Below are 14,890 nucleotides of genomic sequence, written 5' to 3'. Positions count from 1 at the left end.
TTGTGTATAAGAGACCGGCCACGCCTTGCGGGGCTTCGACCCACCTCGCAGCCACGCAAGGCGTGGCTCTACAACTGGATGGTCAGGCGTTGGCCGACTGCCCCTGCATCGCCCGTAACAGCGCCGAGTTCAGCTCCACCGTCAGATACGGCTTGGTCAGCACCACCCCACCCTGGAACGATGCAGGCAGCTGCTCCCGCGCCATCCCCGTCGCCAGCACGAACGGCACGCGGCGCGCCACCAGCGCCTCCGCCACCGGTTCACTGGTCTCGTTGCGGGCCAGCTTGTAATCCAGCAGGACCACCTGCGGCTGGGTCTCCTCCAGCAGGCGCAACGCCTCGGTCACGCTCCCCGCCAGGCCAACCACGACAGCGCCCCCCTGAACCAGCTGCATCTGCAGCAGGGTCGCGCTCATTTCATCGTTTTCCACCACCAGTACCCGCAGATCCTGCAGCGCGCTCATCGCCGGCTCCCTGTATGGTTCAGCGGAATGAGTATAGCGTTGACCCGGGATGAAGGCGTTCGACATCCCTGAAGCATTCAGGCCTGCCCAAATCGTCGCGAGTTGTATACACTACGCGGCCAGCCAGCCGAAGTGGCGGAATCGGTAGACGCAGCGGACTCAAAATCCGCCGCCCTTAAAAGCGTGTGGGTTCGAGTCCCACCTTCGGCACCATGGAAATGAAAAGGCCAGATCGAAAGATCTGGCCTTTTGCTTTCCAGCCCGATTATGCTCCGCCAGGGACCAGGGGAATCCCAACATTCAGCAGTGGCACGGGCCGCCCCTGGCAGACCTGAACGCCAACGCCTTCAATAATCAAGGACTGTCATGCGCATTGCATCCGTAATGCTGCTTCTGCTTGCTCCCATCACGTCCCACGCACAGACCGGCCTGCCGACCACACCCCAGCAGGTCCCACGCTACTGCCAGCAACGCGAGGCGCAACCCGTCTCATTGTTGGTGCTCGCGCGCGATGAGGTCAAAACACCGCGCAACCAGTTCATTGAAGCGGCCAACAAAGCCGCCATCGGCGCAGCCGGCATCCAGATGCTGGTGGAACGCGTGAATGATGTCTACGACAATCCCGAACTTACCAGAGACACGTTATGGGTGTTTCGATCGGCGCGCTGTATCGAGGAGTTCTCGCACAGGGGGTTTGTCAGTTACGCACCCGCCATCAACGCTGCACTGCTCACATGTCAGCAGGAGCATGCCGGCACACTCCGGGCGGTCGCCGAGTGTGTCGCAACTGCGTCAGACACTCATCTGATCCGCTGACGCTTCAACGTGGCACTGCAGGCAGCCGCGCAACGTGCGGCGAAGCTGCCTGCGCTCACATATCTTCAACGCGTTCCTACCGCCTGCGCGAACCCACCGGCTCCCCTGTCTGTGCCGCAATCGCCCTCGACAACTCCTGCGCCGGCAGAATGTTGAACAGGCGCGAATACAGTGCCGCCATGCGGCCGAGATCCCAGACGCCGAAGCGTGCGCAGATGCCGGTCACGGTATCGCCCGGGCGTGCACTTCGCAGGGCGCTGCGGATGGCGTGCAGCCGTTCCACCACGTAGAACTGACGCGGGGCCATGCCGAACGCGTCGCCGAATGCGCGGTTCAACGAACGCTGCGAAGCGCCCACGGCGAACGGGATGTCCGAGAACGATACCTCGCCCCGCAGGCTGCGCTGGATGTGGTCAATGCCGCGCCGCACGATCTCCTTGCGTGGCAACGGCGGCCGTCCGCGTCGGCTGACCGCCAGGGTCGGACACACCGGCGGCGGCAGACACTGCAGCACGGCGGTGGTGATCTGCGCAGCGAACGCCTGCTGCGCGGCGGGTTCGACAAACGCCTCCGGGTTCTCAGCGTGCACCACGAACGCGCGCTGGGTCAGCGCGACCACCTCGCCAACCGCTTCCGGGTTCGCGCGCACATGCGTGGTGCGATACAGCGACTGCGTATCGAGCCCCATGCGCACCGCCTGCCCCAGCACCCGCGCCTCGGCCAGGTCGACACCGAGAAAACGCGCCGGCACCCGGGTGAAACCCTGCATCTCCTGGCGCGGGGCCATCCAGATGTAGCCGTCCTCGCCCACCTGCTCGCCTTCCAGTTCGGTGTCGCTGCCCGGCAGGGACAGGTAAACCCCGAAACGGGCGCTGTGCAGCGCACCGCGGTACGTCACCGGCGCACCATCCATTCCGTGCAGAACGCTTACGTCGCCAATCTCCAGCGTATCCAACACCCAGGCCGCATCGCTGCGCCCGGTGACCCGCATTTCTCCGTCAACTCCCTTGACTGCATTGGAATACGCCTCGAAGTCCGGGAAGGTCAAAGAAGGCATTATTTATAATGAGTGGATAATGTTTGAAATTATGCGCGGAACAGTTAGAAAAACTCACCATTCCCGCGCGAAGGTCGGATACTTTACGCGACCTTGACACCGGTTGTGCACCGCCATTGGTAGGGGGTAAAACCGCGCTTTTTTGGCGGTCTTTACGTAGCGAACTGCCTTCACCGAACTTAAGAATGTGTTCACCCCGCAACACGACGAAAGGACGGTGGGGGCTGTCCAAACGAAAGGTTGCAGGGTGTGTTTGTTTCGATCCGGGGAAAATATCCGCATCGCGCGGCGCGGCCGTGGACTTAATACAAAGACCGGGTCATCCGGCGTAAGTCCGCAGGGCTGCCCGAACGGGGGTTGGGCATGGACGGTCCAAGGGGTGTTTTCGTTTCACCTGCCGTACGAAAAAGGCCAGATTCCCGATCTGGCCTTTTTCTCTTTCTGGCCAGCGCTCAGCGCCGGCCCCGCCTCCCCCGCCCTATACCAGTCGCAGCACCGGCTGCCCCGCCCCCAATGACGGCCGCACGCCCCGCCCCGCATCACCTTCGACCTTGAACCGGGCCACGGTCTGCAGCAGCTCGGTGGACTGTTCTTCCATGCTGCGCGCGGCAGCGGATGCTTCTTCCACAAGCGCGGCGTTCTGCTGCGTGCCCTGATCGATCTGGTCGACCACGATGTTCATCTGACCCAGGCTGTCGCTCTGCTGGCGCGCCGCCTCGCTGATCTCGCGGATCAGGTCGCTGACCCGCTTCACGTTGCCTACGATCTCGTCCATGGTGCGTCCGGCCCCTTCGACCTGACCGGTGCCGACGCCCACCTTGTCGACCGAGTCGCCGATCAGCTGCTTGATCTCCTTGGCCGCGGTCGCCGAGCGTTGCGACAGCGAACGGATCTCCGAGGCGACCACGGCGAAACCGCGCCCGTGCTCGCCTGCGCGTGCGGCTTCCACGGCCGCATTGAGCGCCAGGATGTTGGTCTGGAACGCAATGCCGTCGATCACGCCGATGATGTCGACGATCCGCCGCGATGACTCGTTGATCAGCGCCATGGTGCTGACCACTTCATGCACGACCTTGCCGCCCTGCGCGGCCACGTCGACCGCGCCACTGGCCAGCTGACTGGCCTGGCGGGCGTTATCGGCCGTGCTGCGCACGGTATCGGCCAGGTCCTTCATGGACACCGCGGTCTCCTCCAGCGAGGCGGCCTGCTGCTCGGTACGTTGGGACAGGTCGGCGTTACCCTGCGCGATCTCGCTGGCCCCGAGTGCGATGGTGTCGGCGGCGAACTTGATCTGGCCAATGATGCCGGCCATGGTTTCCATCAGCGAGTTCACCCCGCCGCACAGCTCGGCGATGGGTCCGGTCTTGTCTTCGATCGCGATCTGATGGGTGAGGTCGCCTGCCTGCGCGGCGGCCACCACTTCCCGGGTCTGCGCGACCGCAACCTGCAGCGCGTTGGCATCACGCACCTGCGCGGTCACGTCGGTGGCGTACTTCACCACTTTGAAGGCACGACCGTTCATGTCCATGATCGGGTTGTACGAGGCCTGGATCCACACCTCGCGCCCGCCCTTGCCCAGCCGACGGTACTGGCCGGCATCGTATTCGCCCCGGCCGAGCTTTTCCCAGAACGCCCGATATTCCGCACTTTCGCGGTAACCGGCCTCGACGAACATGCTGTGGTGGCGACCGCGCACTTCGTCCAGCGTGTATCCGGTGGTGGCCAGGAAGTTCTCGTTGGCGGCCAGGATGCGTCCGTCCAGACTGAACTCGATCACCGCCTGCGACTTGTTGATGGCGGCCAGCTGCCCGGCAAAATCGGCGGCCTGCATTTTCTGGGCGGTGATATCAGTGGCGAACTTCACCACCTTGTAGGCGCGGCCGTTGCTGTCGAACACCGGGTTGTACGACGCCTGGATCCAGATCTCGCGTGCACCTTTACCAAACCGGCGGTACTGCCCGGCATCGAACTCACCGCGCCCGAGCCGTTCCCAGAAGGCGCGGTACTCCGCGCTCTGCGCGTGGGTGGGATCGACGAACATGGAGTGATGACGCCCCTGCACTTCGGCCAGGGTGTAACCCAGGGTCTGCAGGAAGTTGTCGTTGGCGGTAAGAATCGTGCCGTCCAGGGCAAACTCGATCACCGCCTGGACCCGGTGCAAGGCCGTGACCTGGGCTTCCAGCTCCTCGCGGTGACGCACAGCGGCCACCTCGGATTCCCGGCCCCGGTCACGGCGCGCGCGGAACAGCGCGCGCCATCCACGCCAAGGGGAAGCCGGCAGCGTCACGGCACTGCGTTCGGTCAAGGGCATCTGCATGCCAGAGATAAGCATCTTTGCGATCCTCGGTGTTCGGTTGGCGGATGGGCTACGAAACGCACGCAGACGTCCGGGGGCAAACAACGACGTCACTCCGGCCACGCCCAGGGGAGCGGCCGCAGAAGGGTATCGACTTTCTGGAGATAACCTTTAGTAGAAACTCACCGGATAATGAATTATTAATATCAAAACCCGGTCACAGTTTTATATCGAGCATTCATTCATGTGTAAACCCCTGCCAGGGGTTTACTGCTCGGGACCGCCGTCGTCCAGCGAATCCAGCGGATCCGGACCACCATGCACAGGGTCTTCCACCTGCACGTTGTTGCGCCCCAGAGCCTTGGCGCGATAACACTGGGCATCGGCGGCCGCCACCGCCGCGTCCACGTTCATGCCCGGGTGGATGGCGGCAATGCCGATGCTGGCCCCCACGCCCAGACGGGTGGCGTCCCAGGGAATGGTGAGCACCTGCAGTGAATGCAGCAGGTCGGTACCGATCCGGCGCGCGCGCCGCAGCGAACAGCCGGCGAGAATCACGGCGAATTCGTCGCCGCCGAGGCGGGCGACCACGTCCGAGTCGCGTACGCCGTGGCGCAGGGCATTGGCCACCGCCCACAGCATCGCATCGCCGGCCAGATGGCCGTGGTTGTCGTTGATCGGCTTGAAGTTGTCCAGGTCGATGAACATCAGCGAGGCGGACTGACCGGTGCGGGCGACCCGGGTGATGGCCTGCTGCAGATGCGCCTCGAAACCGCGGCGGTTGGTCAGCTCGGTCAGCGGGTCGACCTCGGCCAGATGGCGGGCCTCGCGCTGGCGGGCACGTTGCTGGGTGACATCGCGGATGACCCAGACCGCCCCGTTGATCTCACCCTCGTCGTCACGCAACCAAGCCCGGGTCAGGTCAACCGGCAGCAGATGGGCCCCGACGGAGAGCAGCAGGTCCGAATGCAGGTCCACCGCGTTGCTGTCCGGGTCCAGCAGCACCTCCAGCTCGAGCGGCGAACGCGGCGCATACTCGGTGGTGAGCTCGACCACGTCCTGGATCAGGCTGCCGGTGAATGACGACGCGCCTTCACCGGCCAGCGCGCGGCTGGCGGCGACATTGGCATATTCGATGCGCCCGCGCAGGTCGAGGCTGAGCACCATGTCGGCGACGGCATCCAGCGTGACCCGCGTGCGCTGGGCGGACTCGCGCAGCTGCTGGCCGCTCTGGTGCTGGGCAGTGATGTCCTGGATCTGCGAAACAAAGTGCAGCGGCTCGCCATGGGGCGCGCGCACCAGCGACACCGACAACCGCCCCCACACCAGGTGCCCGCCCTTGCCCAGGTAGCGCTTGGTCATGTGGTAGTGATCGCGACGCCCCGCCAACAGGTCACCGACCATGCTCAGGTCCGCATCCAGGTCATCCGGGTAGGTCAGGGTCTGGAAGTCGATCTCCAGCAGCTCGGCGCGGGTGTAGCCAAGAATGCCGCACAGCGCGTCATTGACGTCGAGCCAGCGTCCCTCCAGCGACACCAGTGCCATGCCCAGCGCCGCCGAGTTGAAGGCACCGGCGAACTTCTCCGCGGCCAGATGCGCCTGTTCGCGCACCTCCAGCAACGGCGTGATGTCCACGGCCATGCCGACGTACCCCAGTCGCTGCCCATCGCCCCCGTTGAGCGGGCTGATCGACAGCCGCACCTGGCGGTGGCCCCCATCCTTGCGCACAAAGGTCCACTGATGCGACCAGGTCCCGGTCGCCGCGCGCGCGGTCAGCGCCTCGAACACGCTGGGAACACGCCCGTCGGCATCGGCCTCGGGCAACAGGTAATCGTGCATTTCGTGCGGATCATGGAACAAGCCCGGATTGACCCGCCCGATCACTTCCTCAGGGCTGTACCCCAGCAGTTTCTGCGCACCGGTGTTGAACAGGTTGACCACGCCGTGCACGTCGGTGGCGATCACGGCCACCTCGTCGGACGCATCCACCACCGCCTGCAGGCGCTGGCGGGTGTCGGCGACATCCTGGCGGGCGTTCTGCAGGTCACTGACGTCGGCATGCGCGCCGGCCATGCGCAGCGGTCGCCCCTGCGCGTCCCATTCATACACACGGCCGCGGTCCTGCACCCAGATCCAGCGCCCATCCTTGTGCCGCATGCGGCAGAGGCTTTCGTACTGCGCGGTGCGGCCGGCCAGGTGCTCGCGCAGCAGCGCGTTCGACTGCGCCACATCGTCCGGGTGCGCCAGTTGCAGGAAGGTTTCCGGCGTGATCGGGGCGAGTTCCTCGCGGGTGTAGCCCACGATCTGCGCCCAGCGCTCATTGACCTGCATCTGGTCGGTGCGGCAGTTCCATTCCCAGCTGCCCATGCCGGTGCCGTCGATGACCATTTCCAGCCGACGCCGCTCCTCGGCCAGCGCCTGCAGGGCTGCCTGCGCGTCCAGCAAGGTGGCCTGCGGCGTCACGCGCGCGCCACCACACAGGCGAGGCTTGCCGCCCCACCCTTGATCGGACTGCACTGCCGTGCCTGCTGTTCTGTCATCTGGCCCCTCCGCCAGCTCGCAGCGTACAGCGATTGAAGGCAAAACGTGATCAAGCTTCTGTCAATTCGATCCCAAAACGACACAGGCCGCCCGGTGGGCGGCCTGTGCATGGGGCGAATCCGGGTTCAGCCCCCGCGTTTGGCGCGGGCAAAAGCGTCGGCCAACGCGTTGTTGGCCGGCGGCGCGGAACTGCCCGGACGCGGGCCACCGCCCTGCGGACGCCCACCCGGACGCGGACCGCCTCCATCACGACGGCCACCGCCGGCAGGAAGCGCATCGCGCTCACCGGCGGCCTTGGCCGGGGCCGGGCTGTCTTCCAGGCGGCGGGTCAGCGCAATGCGCTTGCGCGCCACGTCCACCTCCAGCACCTTGACCTTGACGATGTCGCCGGCCTTGACCACGTCACGCGGGTCTTTGACATAGGTGTCCGACAGCGCGGAGATGTGGATCAGGCCGTCCTGGTGCACGCCGATGTCGACGAAGGCACCGAACGCCGCCACATTGCTGACCACGCCTTCCAGCACCATGCCCGGGCGGAGGTCCTTTATCTCTTCGACGCCGTCGGCGAAGCGCGCCGCCTTGAACTCAGGGCGCGGGTCACGGCCGGGCTTTTCCAGTTCCTTGAGGATGTCGCGCACGGTCGGCACACCGAAGGTCTCATCGGTGAACTGCTCGGCCTTCAGTCCGCGCAGGAAGCTGCCATCGCCGATCAGCGCCTTGATCGGGCGTGCGGTGGCGGCGACGATGCGCTCCACCACCGGGTAAGCCTCCGGGTGCACCGAGGACGCATCCAGCGGCTGGTCGCCGTCGGCAATGCGCAGGAAGCCGGCACACTGCTCGAAGGTCTTGTCGCCCAGCCGCGGCACCTTCAACAGGTCCTTGCGGCGCTTGAATGGGCCGTTCTCGTCACGGTGGCGCACGATGTTCTCGGCGACGGTGGAGGACAGGCCCGAAACGCGCGACAGCAGCGCGGCCGATGCCGTGTTGACGAACACGCCGACCGCGTTCACGCAGTCTTCCACGCGTGCATCCAGCGCGCGCGCCAGGCGGTACTGGTCGACGTCGTGCTGATACTGGCCCACGCCAATGGCCTTGGGCTCGATCTTGACCAGCTCGGCCAGCGGGTCCTGCAGGCGGCGCGCAATGGACACCGCACCGCGCAGCGACACGTCCAGTCCGGGGAACTCCTTGGCAGCGAATTCGGAGGCCGAGTACACCGACGCACCGGCTTCGCTGACCACGATCTTCTGCAGCTTGGCCTCGCCCAGCAGCTTGATCGCCTCACCGGCCAGCTTGTCGGTTTCGCGGCTGGCGGTGCCGTTGCCGATCGCGATCAGCTCGACATTGTGCTTGGCGCACAGGTGCTTGATGGTCTGCAGCGACTGCTCCCACTGCCGCTTGGGTTCATGCGGATAGATGGTCTCGGTGGCGACCAGCTTGCCGGTGGCGTCGACCACGGCAATCTTGCAGCCGGTGCGGATGCCCGGATCGAGGCCGAGCACGGTCTTCGGTCCCGCTGGTGCTGCCAGCAGCAGGTCCTTGAGGTTGTCGCCAAACACCGAGATGGCCTCGGCTTCAGCCTTTTCGCGGGCCTGGTTGAACAGGTCCAGCAGCAGGTGCATGTGCAGCTTTGCGCGCCAGGTCAGGCGGCAGGCATCCAGCAGCCAGCGATCGCCCGGGCGACCGGCATCGCGGATCCCAGCGTTGAAGGCCACGCGGCCTTCGGCATAGACATGCCCGGCTTCGGCGTCGCTGCCCGGGTCCAGCTCCAGGAACAGGATCTCTTCGCGGCGCGCACGGAACAGCGCCAACAGCCGGTGCGAAGGAATCTTCGCCAGCGATTCGGCGTGCTCGAAGTAGTCGCGGTACTTGGCCCCCTGCTCTTCCTTGCCTTCGGCCACGCGCGCACGGATCACGCCGTGCTCGCCCAGCCAGCCGCGCAGTTCACCGACCAGCGTGGCATCTTCGCCCCAACGCTCCATCAGGATCGCACGCGCCCCTTCCAGCGCGGCCTTGACGTCAGCGACACCCTTCTCGGCATCGACGAAGCCTGCCGCAAACTGCTGCGGGTCCTGGCTGGGATCGGCCAACAGGCCGTCGGCCAGCGGTTCCAGGCCGGCCTCGCGGGCGATCTGCGCACGGGTGCGGCGCTTGGGCTTGTACGGCAGGTACAGATCTTCCAGGCGCGACTTGGTGTCCGCGCCCAGAATCTCCGCACGCAGTTCGTCGCTCAGCTTGCCCTGTTCGTCGATGCTGGCCAGCACTGCGGCGCGGCGGTCCTCCAGCTCGCGCAGGTAGGTCAGGCGGGTTTCCAGATTGCGCAGCTGGGTGTCGTCCAGGCCACCGGTGACTTCCTTGCGGTAGCGCGCGATGAACGGGACGCTGGCACCTTCGTCCAGCAGCGCGATGGCGGCGCGGGCCTGGGCGGTCTGGGCACCGATCTCATCGGCGATGGTCTGGGCGATCTGCAGGGCGAGCTTGGTATCTGACATTGCTTCCGGCCGGGGCCGCTGTGCGGAAAACCCCGATTGTGGCAATGCATGCGCGCCGGGGAAACCCGTTGACTTTCGGCCGTCGTTGGGGGCGGAACCGCCCCTCGGGCTCAGCGATAGTGCTGGGCCGTGCGCTGGCGCACGGCGTCGTCCAGCATGCTTTCCAATGCCATCACCCGCACGCGGCCGACGCCCTGCAGTTCCATGAAGCGCTCGGTATAGATTTCCGGCCCCTGCGCGGTATCGGCCTGGGACTTGCTGAAACCCAGGGGCACCACGCCCTTGTCGCCATCCTTGCTACCACCGACATAAAGAACAATTGCCATGTGATGTGTTTCTCCTGATACGTCTACAACAGGGTGCAGCTTACGCCACCCGACCTGAAGATTCGGCGTGCAGGCTAATAACGTTTGTTTGCATGCAGATGACGTCGCGATACCGACGTTTTGCTTACACGAAATTAACGCACGGATAACTTCGCCGGCCACCAGCCCTGCCCGCTCAGCGCATAGACGTCGGCCGCACGCTCGAAGGGATTACGCGCGCTCACCCCACCGCATAGCAGGTACACCGGCAGATACAGCGGCCCCAGCACCAGATACTGGTACACATGTGCGCGCTCGTGGTCGTGCAAGCCGATCACCGGTTCGCTGCACCAGCCCGCCTGGTGGGCGTAAGTCCGGCACGGCACGTCCAGGGTGGGACCGGTATGCAGGATGACATTGCCCAGCGTGATCGCCCCACCGGGGCCCCAGGGGTAGTGGCGGAACACCAGCGCGGCATCGCGTCCGCTCCAGTAGGGTCGCGCCCCGCTCACCATACCGGCCAGGCCGCCGAGCAGGCCGACCAGGGTATTCGGCAGCGTCCACAGCGCGCCCAGCACCTGCAGCAGGCGCAGTGCCGGGCGCGGCAGGCTCAATCGGCTTCGTTCGGGATGAGCAGCCATAGGATCAGGTAGACCAGAATGCCGGGGAAGGCGGCCGAGGCGATCGACACCACCACGTACAGGATGCGCAGCAGGGTCACGTTCCAGCCAAAGCGATGCGCGATGCCGCCCATCACCCCGGCGATCATACGGTCGTTGAGCGAGCGCGACAGCGTTCGCGGCGCGGTATTCATGGCGGGATCCTCCGGTTCTGATTGAAGGTAACCGTACCGCCCGGCGTGTCTACGGCGCGCGTTTACCGCCCGCGCGCCTGCAGCCACTCGGTGATCGTCGCCGGCACTTCGCGCTGGGCGCGGCCGGATACGTAGATGCCGATATGGCCACCGCGGAAGCTGCTCTCGGTGTAGTCCTTGCTGCCCACCCGGCCGCGCAGCGCGCGCGAGGCGTCGGGCGGCACCAGATGGTCCTGCTCGGCGTAGATGTTCAGCACCGGCAGGGTGACCTGGGCCAGATCCACGGTTTCGGTGCCGATGTGCACGCCCTCGTGCATCAGGCCGTTGCCCTGGTAGAACTGCTTGATGAAGTCACGGAAGGCCTCGCCGGCCAGATCGGGCGAGTCGAAAATCCACTTCTCCATGCGCAGGAAATCCTCCAGCGCGGCCTTGTCGTCGAGGATGTCCAGCAGCCCCACATACTTCTGCACGTTGAGCCGGAACGGCTTGAGCATCAGGTAACTGGCGTTCATCAGGTCGGCCGGGATGTTGCCCAGCGTGTCCACCAGCAGGTCCACATCCACCTGCCGTGCCCAGTGCGAAAGCATGTTGTCGGGGGTGTGGAAGTCGACCGGCGTGACCATCGTGATCAGGTTGGCCAGCTTGTGCTGGCGCAGCGCGGCATAGCACAGCGCGAACACCCCGCCCTGGCAGATGCCGAGCATGTTGATCGGCTCGCCGTCATGCGCGGCGAGCAGATGGTCCACCGCCCCGTCCACGAACCGCAGCAGATAGTCTTCCAGGGTCTGGTAGCGCTCGGACCGGTCCGGATAGCCCCAGTCCAGCACGTACACGTCGTGACCCAGCGCCAGCAGGCGCTGCACCAGCGAACGGTCGGCCTGCAGGTCGACCATGTAGGGCCGGTTGACCAGCGCATAGACGATCAGCAGGGGGGTGCGATGGACCGGTGCCTCCTCGCCGACGAAGCGGTACAGGCGCACCTTGCCGTCGCGCCAGACTTCTTCGCGGCTGGTCGCGCCGTAGTCCACGTCGTCCACCGAGGGCAGCAGCTTCAGTCCGTCCATCAGCTTGCGCTGCATGGACAGGGTTTCCTGCAGCAGGTCTTCGGCGTTGAAACCGAGCGGGCCCTTCATGGTTTGGGTTCCGGTTTCGACTTAGGTTTGGCTTTGGGCTTTGCCTTCGGCTTCGGCTGCGCAGCCGGAGCCTGCGCGGCGGCCATGCGCCGTACCAGCCGCTCCAGTTCGGTGATGCGCCGGTGGGCGGCGTCCATCTCGGTGCGGGTCGGCAGGCCCAGGGCCTCGCACAGCCGTTCCACTTCCTGCTGGGCGGCACCGCGCAGACGCATCTGCGCATTGCCCAGCGAGGCATAGACCTGCTGGAAGGGTTCGGACAGGGCCACCTTGGCATACGCCTCCTCGGCCACCTCGATCCACAGATCGAACATGGCCCGGGCGCTGGTCAGCTGGTTGCCCGGCTGCTCGTGCTCGGACAGGCGCTGCTCGAACAACGCGTAGGCATCATCCAGCGCCTGCTGGATCTGCTCCACGTAGGCACGGGCATGTTCCTGGTAGTCCTGCTGGGCGCGCATCAGCCCTTGCCAGCGCGCCTGGTGCTCGCGTGCCGGCCCGAACGCCGGGCTCTGCAGCCAGGGTTCCAGCTCTTTCTGCAGCCGCTCCAGAATGGCCAGCAGGTCCGGCCCACCGCTCTGGGTATGACCACGCGCCCCCTGCAGCATCCACTTGAGCATGCCGCCGCCCTGCCCCTCCACGGCCTCGCGCCAGGCCTGGGCGATGTCGGCGCTGCTCGCATCCTGGCCGGCGAACCGGGCCGCCACCGACTGCATCGTGCCGTACCAGCCACCGGCCTGCTCGCGGAAGCGGTGCACGGCCTCGTCGGCCTGGCGATTGCCGGGCGCAGCGCTCGGTGCGGACATCAACTGTGCCCAGCCTTCGATGGTCTGCTGCCAGCTGCCCGGTGCATAACCGCCCCCGGCACCAGGCGTGCCGCCGGCCTGGCGCAATGCATCGCCCCAGGCGCTGAAGTACTGGCGCGCCAGCGCCTCGAAGTCTCCCGCGTCGTGGTGGCCGCCGGCGCTGCTGCTCATGGCTTGGGAATTCGCAAGGTCTTGCTGATCATCAGCGAACCGGACAGGGCGAACAGCAGCACCAGCGGGTGCAGCTGCCACGGCCCCAGCTGCCAGCCACCCAACCAGAGGTCCTGACCGATGGCCCCCACGCTGGCAGCGACGGCCAGCACCACCACAAGGGCAAGGCTGGTCGGAATGGGCGTGCCCTCGAAATACGGCACCTTGTCACCCTCGCCGGCCAAGGCTTCGGCGGTAACGTTGTAGCGCGCCAGGCGACTGACGCCGCAGCACACGAAATAGCTGAGCACCAGCCAGTCCCAACCGCCCTGCATGCCGCAGGCGTAGGCCAGTGCCGCCGGAGCCACACCGAAGGAAATCACATCCGACAGCGAGTCCAGCTCGCGACCGAGGGTGGAACTGGACTTGCGCCAGCGCGCGATGCGCCCGTCGAGCGCATCGAAGATGAAGGCCAGCGGGATCAACGCCATGCCCCACAACAGGTCGCTGCGCTCGCCATCCTGCACGTAGCGCATGGCGGCAAACACCGCCCCCATGCCGCAGAAGGCGTTGGCCAGGGTGAACCAGTCGGCCAGCTGGAACTCGCGCAGCATCGAGAAGTGACGTTTCATGAAAGCTCGAAAGACCGTAGTACGGAAAGAGTACCGCGAGCGACCCAAACCGTGACAGCCTCCACCGTATGGCCTCTTCGCGCGACGCTCACGCGATGGTGACCTGCGGTGAATTTTTCGCCACCCATCTTGACAGCGAGGGGGGCTGGGGACTTCCGGCATTTATCCACAAAGTTGCGCACCGGTCATCCACACCCCCTGTGCATAAGTCACAGCCGCGTGTAGGACCACGACTCCATGCTGCCATCCCGGTACGGCATCACCCCGTGGAAGGGGCGCGGGTCGGCGTCGAACACCAGCGGCAGGAACTGGCGGTCGCCTTCCCACATCGGCAGGGTCTCAAGCTTGTCCACGTCCACCCACTCCAGGGTGCCCTCGGGATTGGCGGTCAGCGGCGTGCCGCTAAAGCTGTCGATCACGAACACGAAACCGAACCAGTCCTCACCGTGCTTGCCAAAGCCGGGCCAGCTGAGGGTGCCGCGCAGGCGCATGCTGCCGCACTCGATCCCCGCCTCTTCCATGATCTCCCGGCGCATGCCAGCGGCCACATCCTCGTCGCGCTCGACTTTGCCGCCCAGGCCGTTGTACTTGCCGAGGTGATGGTCACCCGGCCGGGCATTGCGGTGGATCATCAGGACTTGCCCGCCATCGGGCGAAAGCACGTAGCCGAGGGTGGCCACGATGGGGGTGTAAGGCATGGTGTACGGGTTCTTTGCGGTGTAAGCGATTGATTATGCGTCAAAGAGCAGCCGGGCAGCGCCCGGCTCCACCTGGGCACCCGATGCCACATCGCCATCGCGACGCAGGGTGGCCACGCCGTGGCCGCGCTCGGCCAGATACTCCAGCCACTTGCCCAGGAAGGTGTTCATGCGCATGCGATGGCTGATCAGCTCGGCCGGCGGCGGGTACATGCCGACCACGTCCTGCCAGCGCCGGCCCACATAGCAATGCGTCGTCTCGGCCTGGCGGGCGTCCCGGTACAGGCGCACATAGGCCGAGGGGTCCGGCTGGCCGGTGACCGGGTCGGCGAAATCGTAGGTCAGGCGCAGTTCCACCGTGTAACGGTGGCATTCGATCACGTCCAGGCGGACGTCCAGCCCATCACCCACCGAGGACACATAGCTGCCGGCGGCCAGCTCGGCCGGCGCGAACAAGCGCACCAGATGCCGGTAGTTTTCCGCGTACAGCCCCATCAGCCAGCTCAGACGGCTGAGCCGGGGAATGCGTTCGATGCGGGGCGATGCCTGGGCCATGAATCCGATCCTACACGTTGGTTCTTCAAACGTGGGGGTTTGCGATGGCCGGACAAGGGCATGGGCTGAATGCCGTCGAACGAAGCGTGCACCGCCTGGGCCGGCCAACGGCCGGCGCTACCGATGTCCGATCCCGGT

14 protein-coding genes and 1 tRNA gene are annotated in these 14,890 nt (G+C 65.7%); 2 read left to right on the top strand and 13 right to left on the bottom strand.

Features of this window, described 5'->3' with window-relative positions:
* Positions 1-82: 82 nt before the first annotated feature.
* A complete protein-coding gene (locus QMX83_RS14735; protein ID WP_282297398.1) occupies positions 83-463 on the bottom strand; it encodes a response regulator in 381 nt (126 codons plus the stop codon).
* A gap of 126 nt (positions 464-589) precedes the next feature.
* On the opposite strand from QMX83_RS14735, the gene QMX83_RS14730 reads away from it, so the two are divergent.
* A tRNA-Leu gene (locus tag QMX83_RS14730) sits at positions 590-676 on the top strand.
* A 153-nt stretch (positions 677-829) separates the two neighbouring features.
* Entirely contained in the window at positions 830-1,279 is a 450-nt protein-coding gene (locus QMX83_RS14725; protein WP_282297397.1) for a hypothetical protein, read from the top strand.
* Between the two features lie 76 nt (positions 1,280-1,355).
* Here the strand turns inward: QMX83_RS14725 and QMX83_RS14720 are convergent, their stop codons facing one another.
* From QMX83_RS14720 to QMX83_RS14665, 12 genes are all read right to left on the bottom strand, one after another.
* Positions 1,356-2,336, bottom strand: a complete 981-nt coding sequence (locus tag QMX83_RS14720; RefSeq protein WP_282297396.1) for an AraC family transcriptional regulator — start codon at positions 2,334-2,336, stop codon at positions 1,356-1,358.
* Between the two features lie 478 nt (positions 2,337-2,814).
* The gene (locus tag QMX83_RS14715; RefSeq protein WP_282297395.1) at positions 2,815-4,668 is read right to left on the bottom strand and encodes a methyl-accepting chemotaxis protein; all 1,854 of its coding nucleotides are present in this window, start codon (positions 4,666-4,668) and stop codon (positions 2,815-2,817) included.
* 231 nt (positions 4,669-4,899) lie between these two features.
* Entirely contained in the window at positions 4,900-7,095 is a 2,196-nt protein-coding gene (locus tag QMX83_RS14710; protein ID WP_282297399.1) for a PAS domain S-box protein, read from the bottom strand.
* A gap of 203 nt (positions 7,096-7,298) precedes the next feature.
* Positions 7,299-9,665 (bottom strand): Tex family protein, encoded by a 2,367-nt coding sequence (locus tag QMX83_RS14705; protein ID WP_282297394.1) that lies wholly within the window; start codon positions 9,663-9,665, stop codon positions 7,299-7,301.
* Positions 9,666-9,775: 110 nt separating this feature from the next.
* Complete coding sequence (locus tag QMX83_RS14700; protein WP_282297393.1) at positions 9,776-9,991, bottom strand: hypothetical protein; 216 nt, start codon at positions 9,989-9,991, stop codon at positions 9,776-9,778.
* Between the two features lie 134 nt (positions 9,992-10,125).
* On the bottom strand, positions 10,126-10,611 hold the full coding sequence (locus tag QMX83_RS14695; RefSeq protein ID WP_282297392.1) for a hypothetical protein: 486 nt from the start codon (positions 10,609-10,611) through the stop codon (positions 10,126-10,128).
* Positions 10,581-10,784: a PspC domain-containing protein gene (locus QMX83_RS14690; RefSeq protein WP_282297391.1), complete on the bottom strand. Its 204-nt coding sequence runs from the start codon at positions 10,782-10,784 to the stop codon at positions 10,581-10,583. Before QMX83_RS14690 ends, QMX83_RS14695 begins: the two co-directional genes overlap by 31 nt.
* A 62-nt stretch (positions 10,785-10,846) precedes the next feature.
* Positions 10,847-11,917, bottom strand: a complete 1,071-nt coding sequence (locus QMX83_RS14685; protein WP_282297390.1) for a class III poly(R)-hydroxyalkanoic acid synthase subunit PhaC — start codon at positions 11,915-11,917, stop codon at positions 10,847-10,849.
* Complete coding sequence (gene phaE, locus QMX83_RS14680; protein ID WP_282297389.1) at positions 11,914-12,888, bottom strand: class III poly(R)-hydroxyalkanoic acid synthase subunit PhaE; 975 nt, start codon at positions 12,886-12,888, stop codon at positions 11,914-11,916. The genes QMX83_RS14685 and phaE overlap by 4 nt, the downstream gene beginning before the upstream one ends.
* Entirely contained in the window at positions 12,885-13,499 is a 615-nt protein-coding gene (locus tag QMX83_RS14675; protein WP_282297388.1) for a CDP-alcohol phosphatidyltransferase family protein, read from the bottom strand. Before QMX83_RS14675 ends, phaE begins: the two co-directional genes overlap by 4 nt.
* Before the next feature lie 209 nt (positions 13,500-13,708).
* The gene (locus tag QMX83_RS14670; protein ID WP_282297387.1) at positions 13,709-14,197 is read right to left on the bottom strand and encodes an 8-oxo-dGTP diphosphatase; all 489 of its coding nucleotides are present in this window, start codon (positions 14,195-14,197) and stop codon (positions 13,709-13,711) included.
* Positions 14,198-14,230: 33 nt separating this feature from the next.
* Positions 14,231-14,752: a DUF1249 domain-containing protein gene (locus tag QMX83_RS14665; protein WP_282297386.1), complete on the bottom strand. Its 522-nt coding sequence runs from the start codon at positions 14,750-14,752 to the stop codon at positions 14,231-14,233.
* Positions 14,753-14,890: the final 138 nt, after the last annotated feature.

The sequence above is a fragment of the Stenotrophomonas sp. PS02289 genome, assembly GCF_029960115.1.
In the GTDB taxonomy this organism is placed as follows: Bacteria; Pseudomonadota; Gammaproteobacteria; order Xanthomonadales; family Xanthomonadaceae; genus Stenotrophomonas.
The sequence above is the reverse complement of the archived record's forward strand: the minus strand, read 5'-3'. Positions and strand labels throughout refer to the sequence as shown.

Excerpts from the sequence above, each read along its gene's own strand:
- QMX83_RS14735 (WP_282297398.1), bottom strand. The coding sequence starts at position 463 with ATGAGCGCGCTGCAGGATCTGCGGGTACTGGTGGTGGAAAACGATGAA.
- QMX83_RS14725 (WP_282297397.1), top strand. The coding sequence starts at position 830 with ATGCGCATTGCATCCGTAATGCTGCTTCTGCTTGCTCCCATCACGTCC.
- QMX83_RS14720 (WP_282297396.1), bottom strand. The coding sequence starts at position 2,336 with ATGCCTTCTTTGACCTTCCCGGACTTCGAGGCGTATTCCAATGCAGTC.
- QMX83_RS14715 (WP_282297395.1), bottom strand. The coding sequence starts at position 4,668 with ATGCTTATCTCTGGCATGCAGATGCCCTTGACCGAACGCAGTGCCGTG.
- QMX83_RS14705 (WP_282297394.1), bottom strand. The coding sequence starts at position 9,665 with ATGTCAGATACCAAGCTCGCCCTGCAGATCGCCCAGACCATCGCCGAT.
- QMX83_RS14700 (WP_282297393.1), bottom strand. The coding sequence starts at position 9,991 with ATGGCAATTGTTCTTTATGTCGGTGGTAGCAAGGATGGCGACAAGGGC.
- QMX83_RS14695 (WP_282297392.1), bottom strand. The coding sequence starts at position 10,611 with ATGGCTGCTCATCCCGAACGAAGCCGATTGAGCCTGCCGCGCCCGGCA.
- QMX83_RS14690 (WP_282297391.1), bottom strand. The coding sequence starts at position 10,784 with ATGAATACCGCGCCGCGAACGCTGTCGCGCTCGCTCAACGACCGTATG.
- QMX83_RS14685 (WP_282297390.1), bottom strand. The coding sequence starts at position 11,917 with ATGAAGGGCCCGCTCGGTTTCAACGCCGAAGACCTGCTGCAGGAAACC.
- phaE (WP_282297389.1), bottom strand. The coding sequence starts at position 12,888 with ATGAGCAGCAGCGCCGGCGGCCACCACGACGCGGGAGACTTCGAGGCG.
- QMX83_RS14675 (WP_282297388.1), bottom strand. The coding sequence starts at position 13,499 with ATGAAACGTCACTTCTCGATGCTGCGCGAGTTCCAGCTGGCCGACTGG.
- QMX83_RS14670 (WP_282297387.1), bottom strand. The coding sequence starts at position 14,197 with ATGCCTTACACCCCCATCGTGGCCACCCTCGGCTACGTGCTTTCGCCC.
- QMX83_RS14665 (WP_282297386.1), bottom strand. The coding sequence starts at position 14,752 with ATGGCCCAGGCATCGCCCCGCATCGAACGCATTCCCCGGCTCAGCCGT.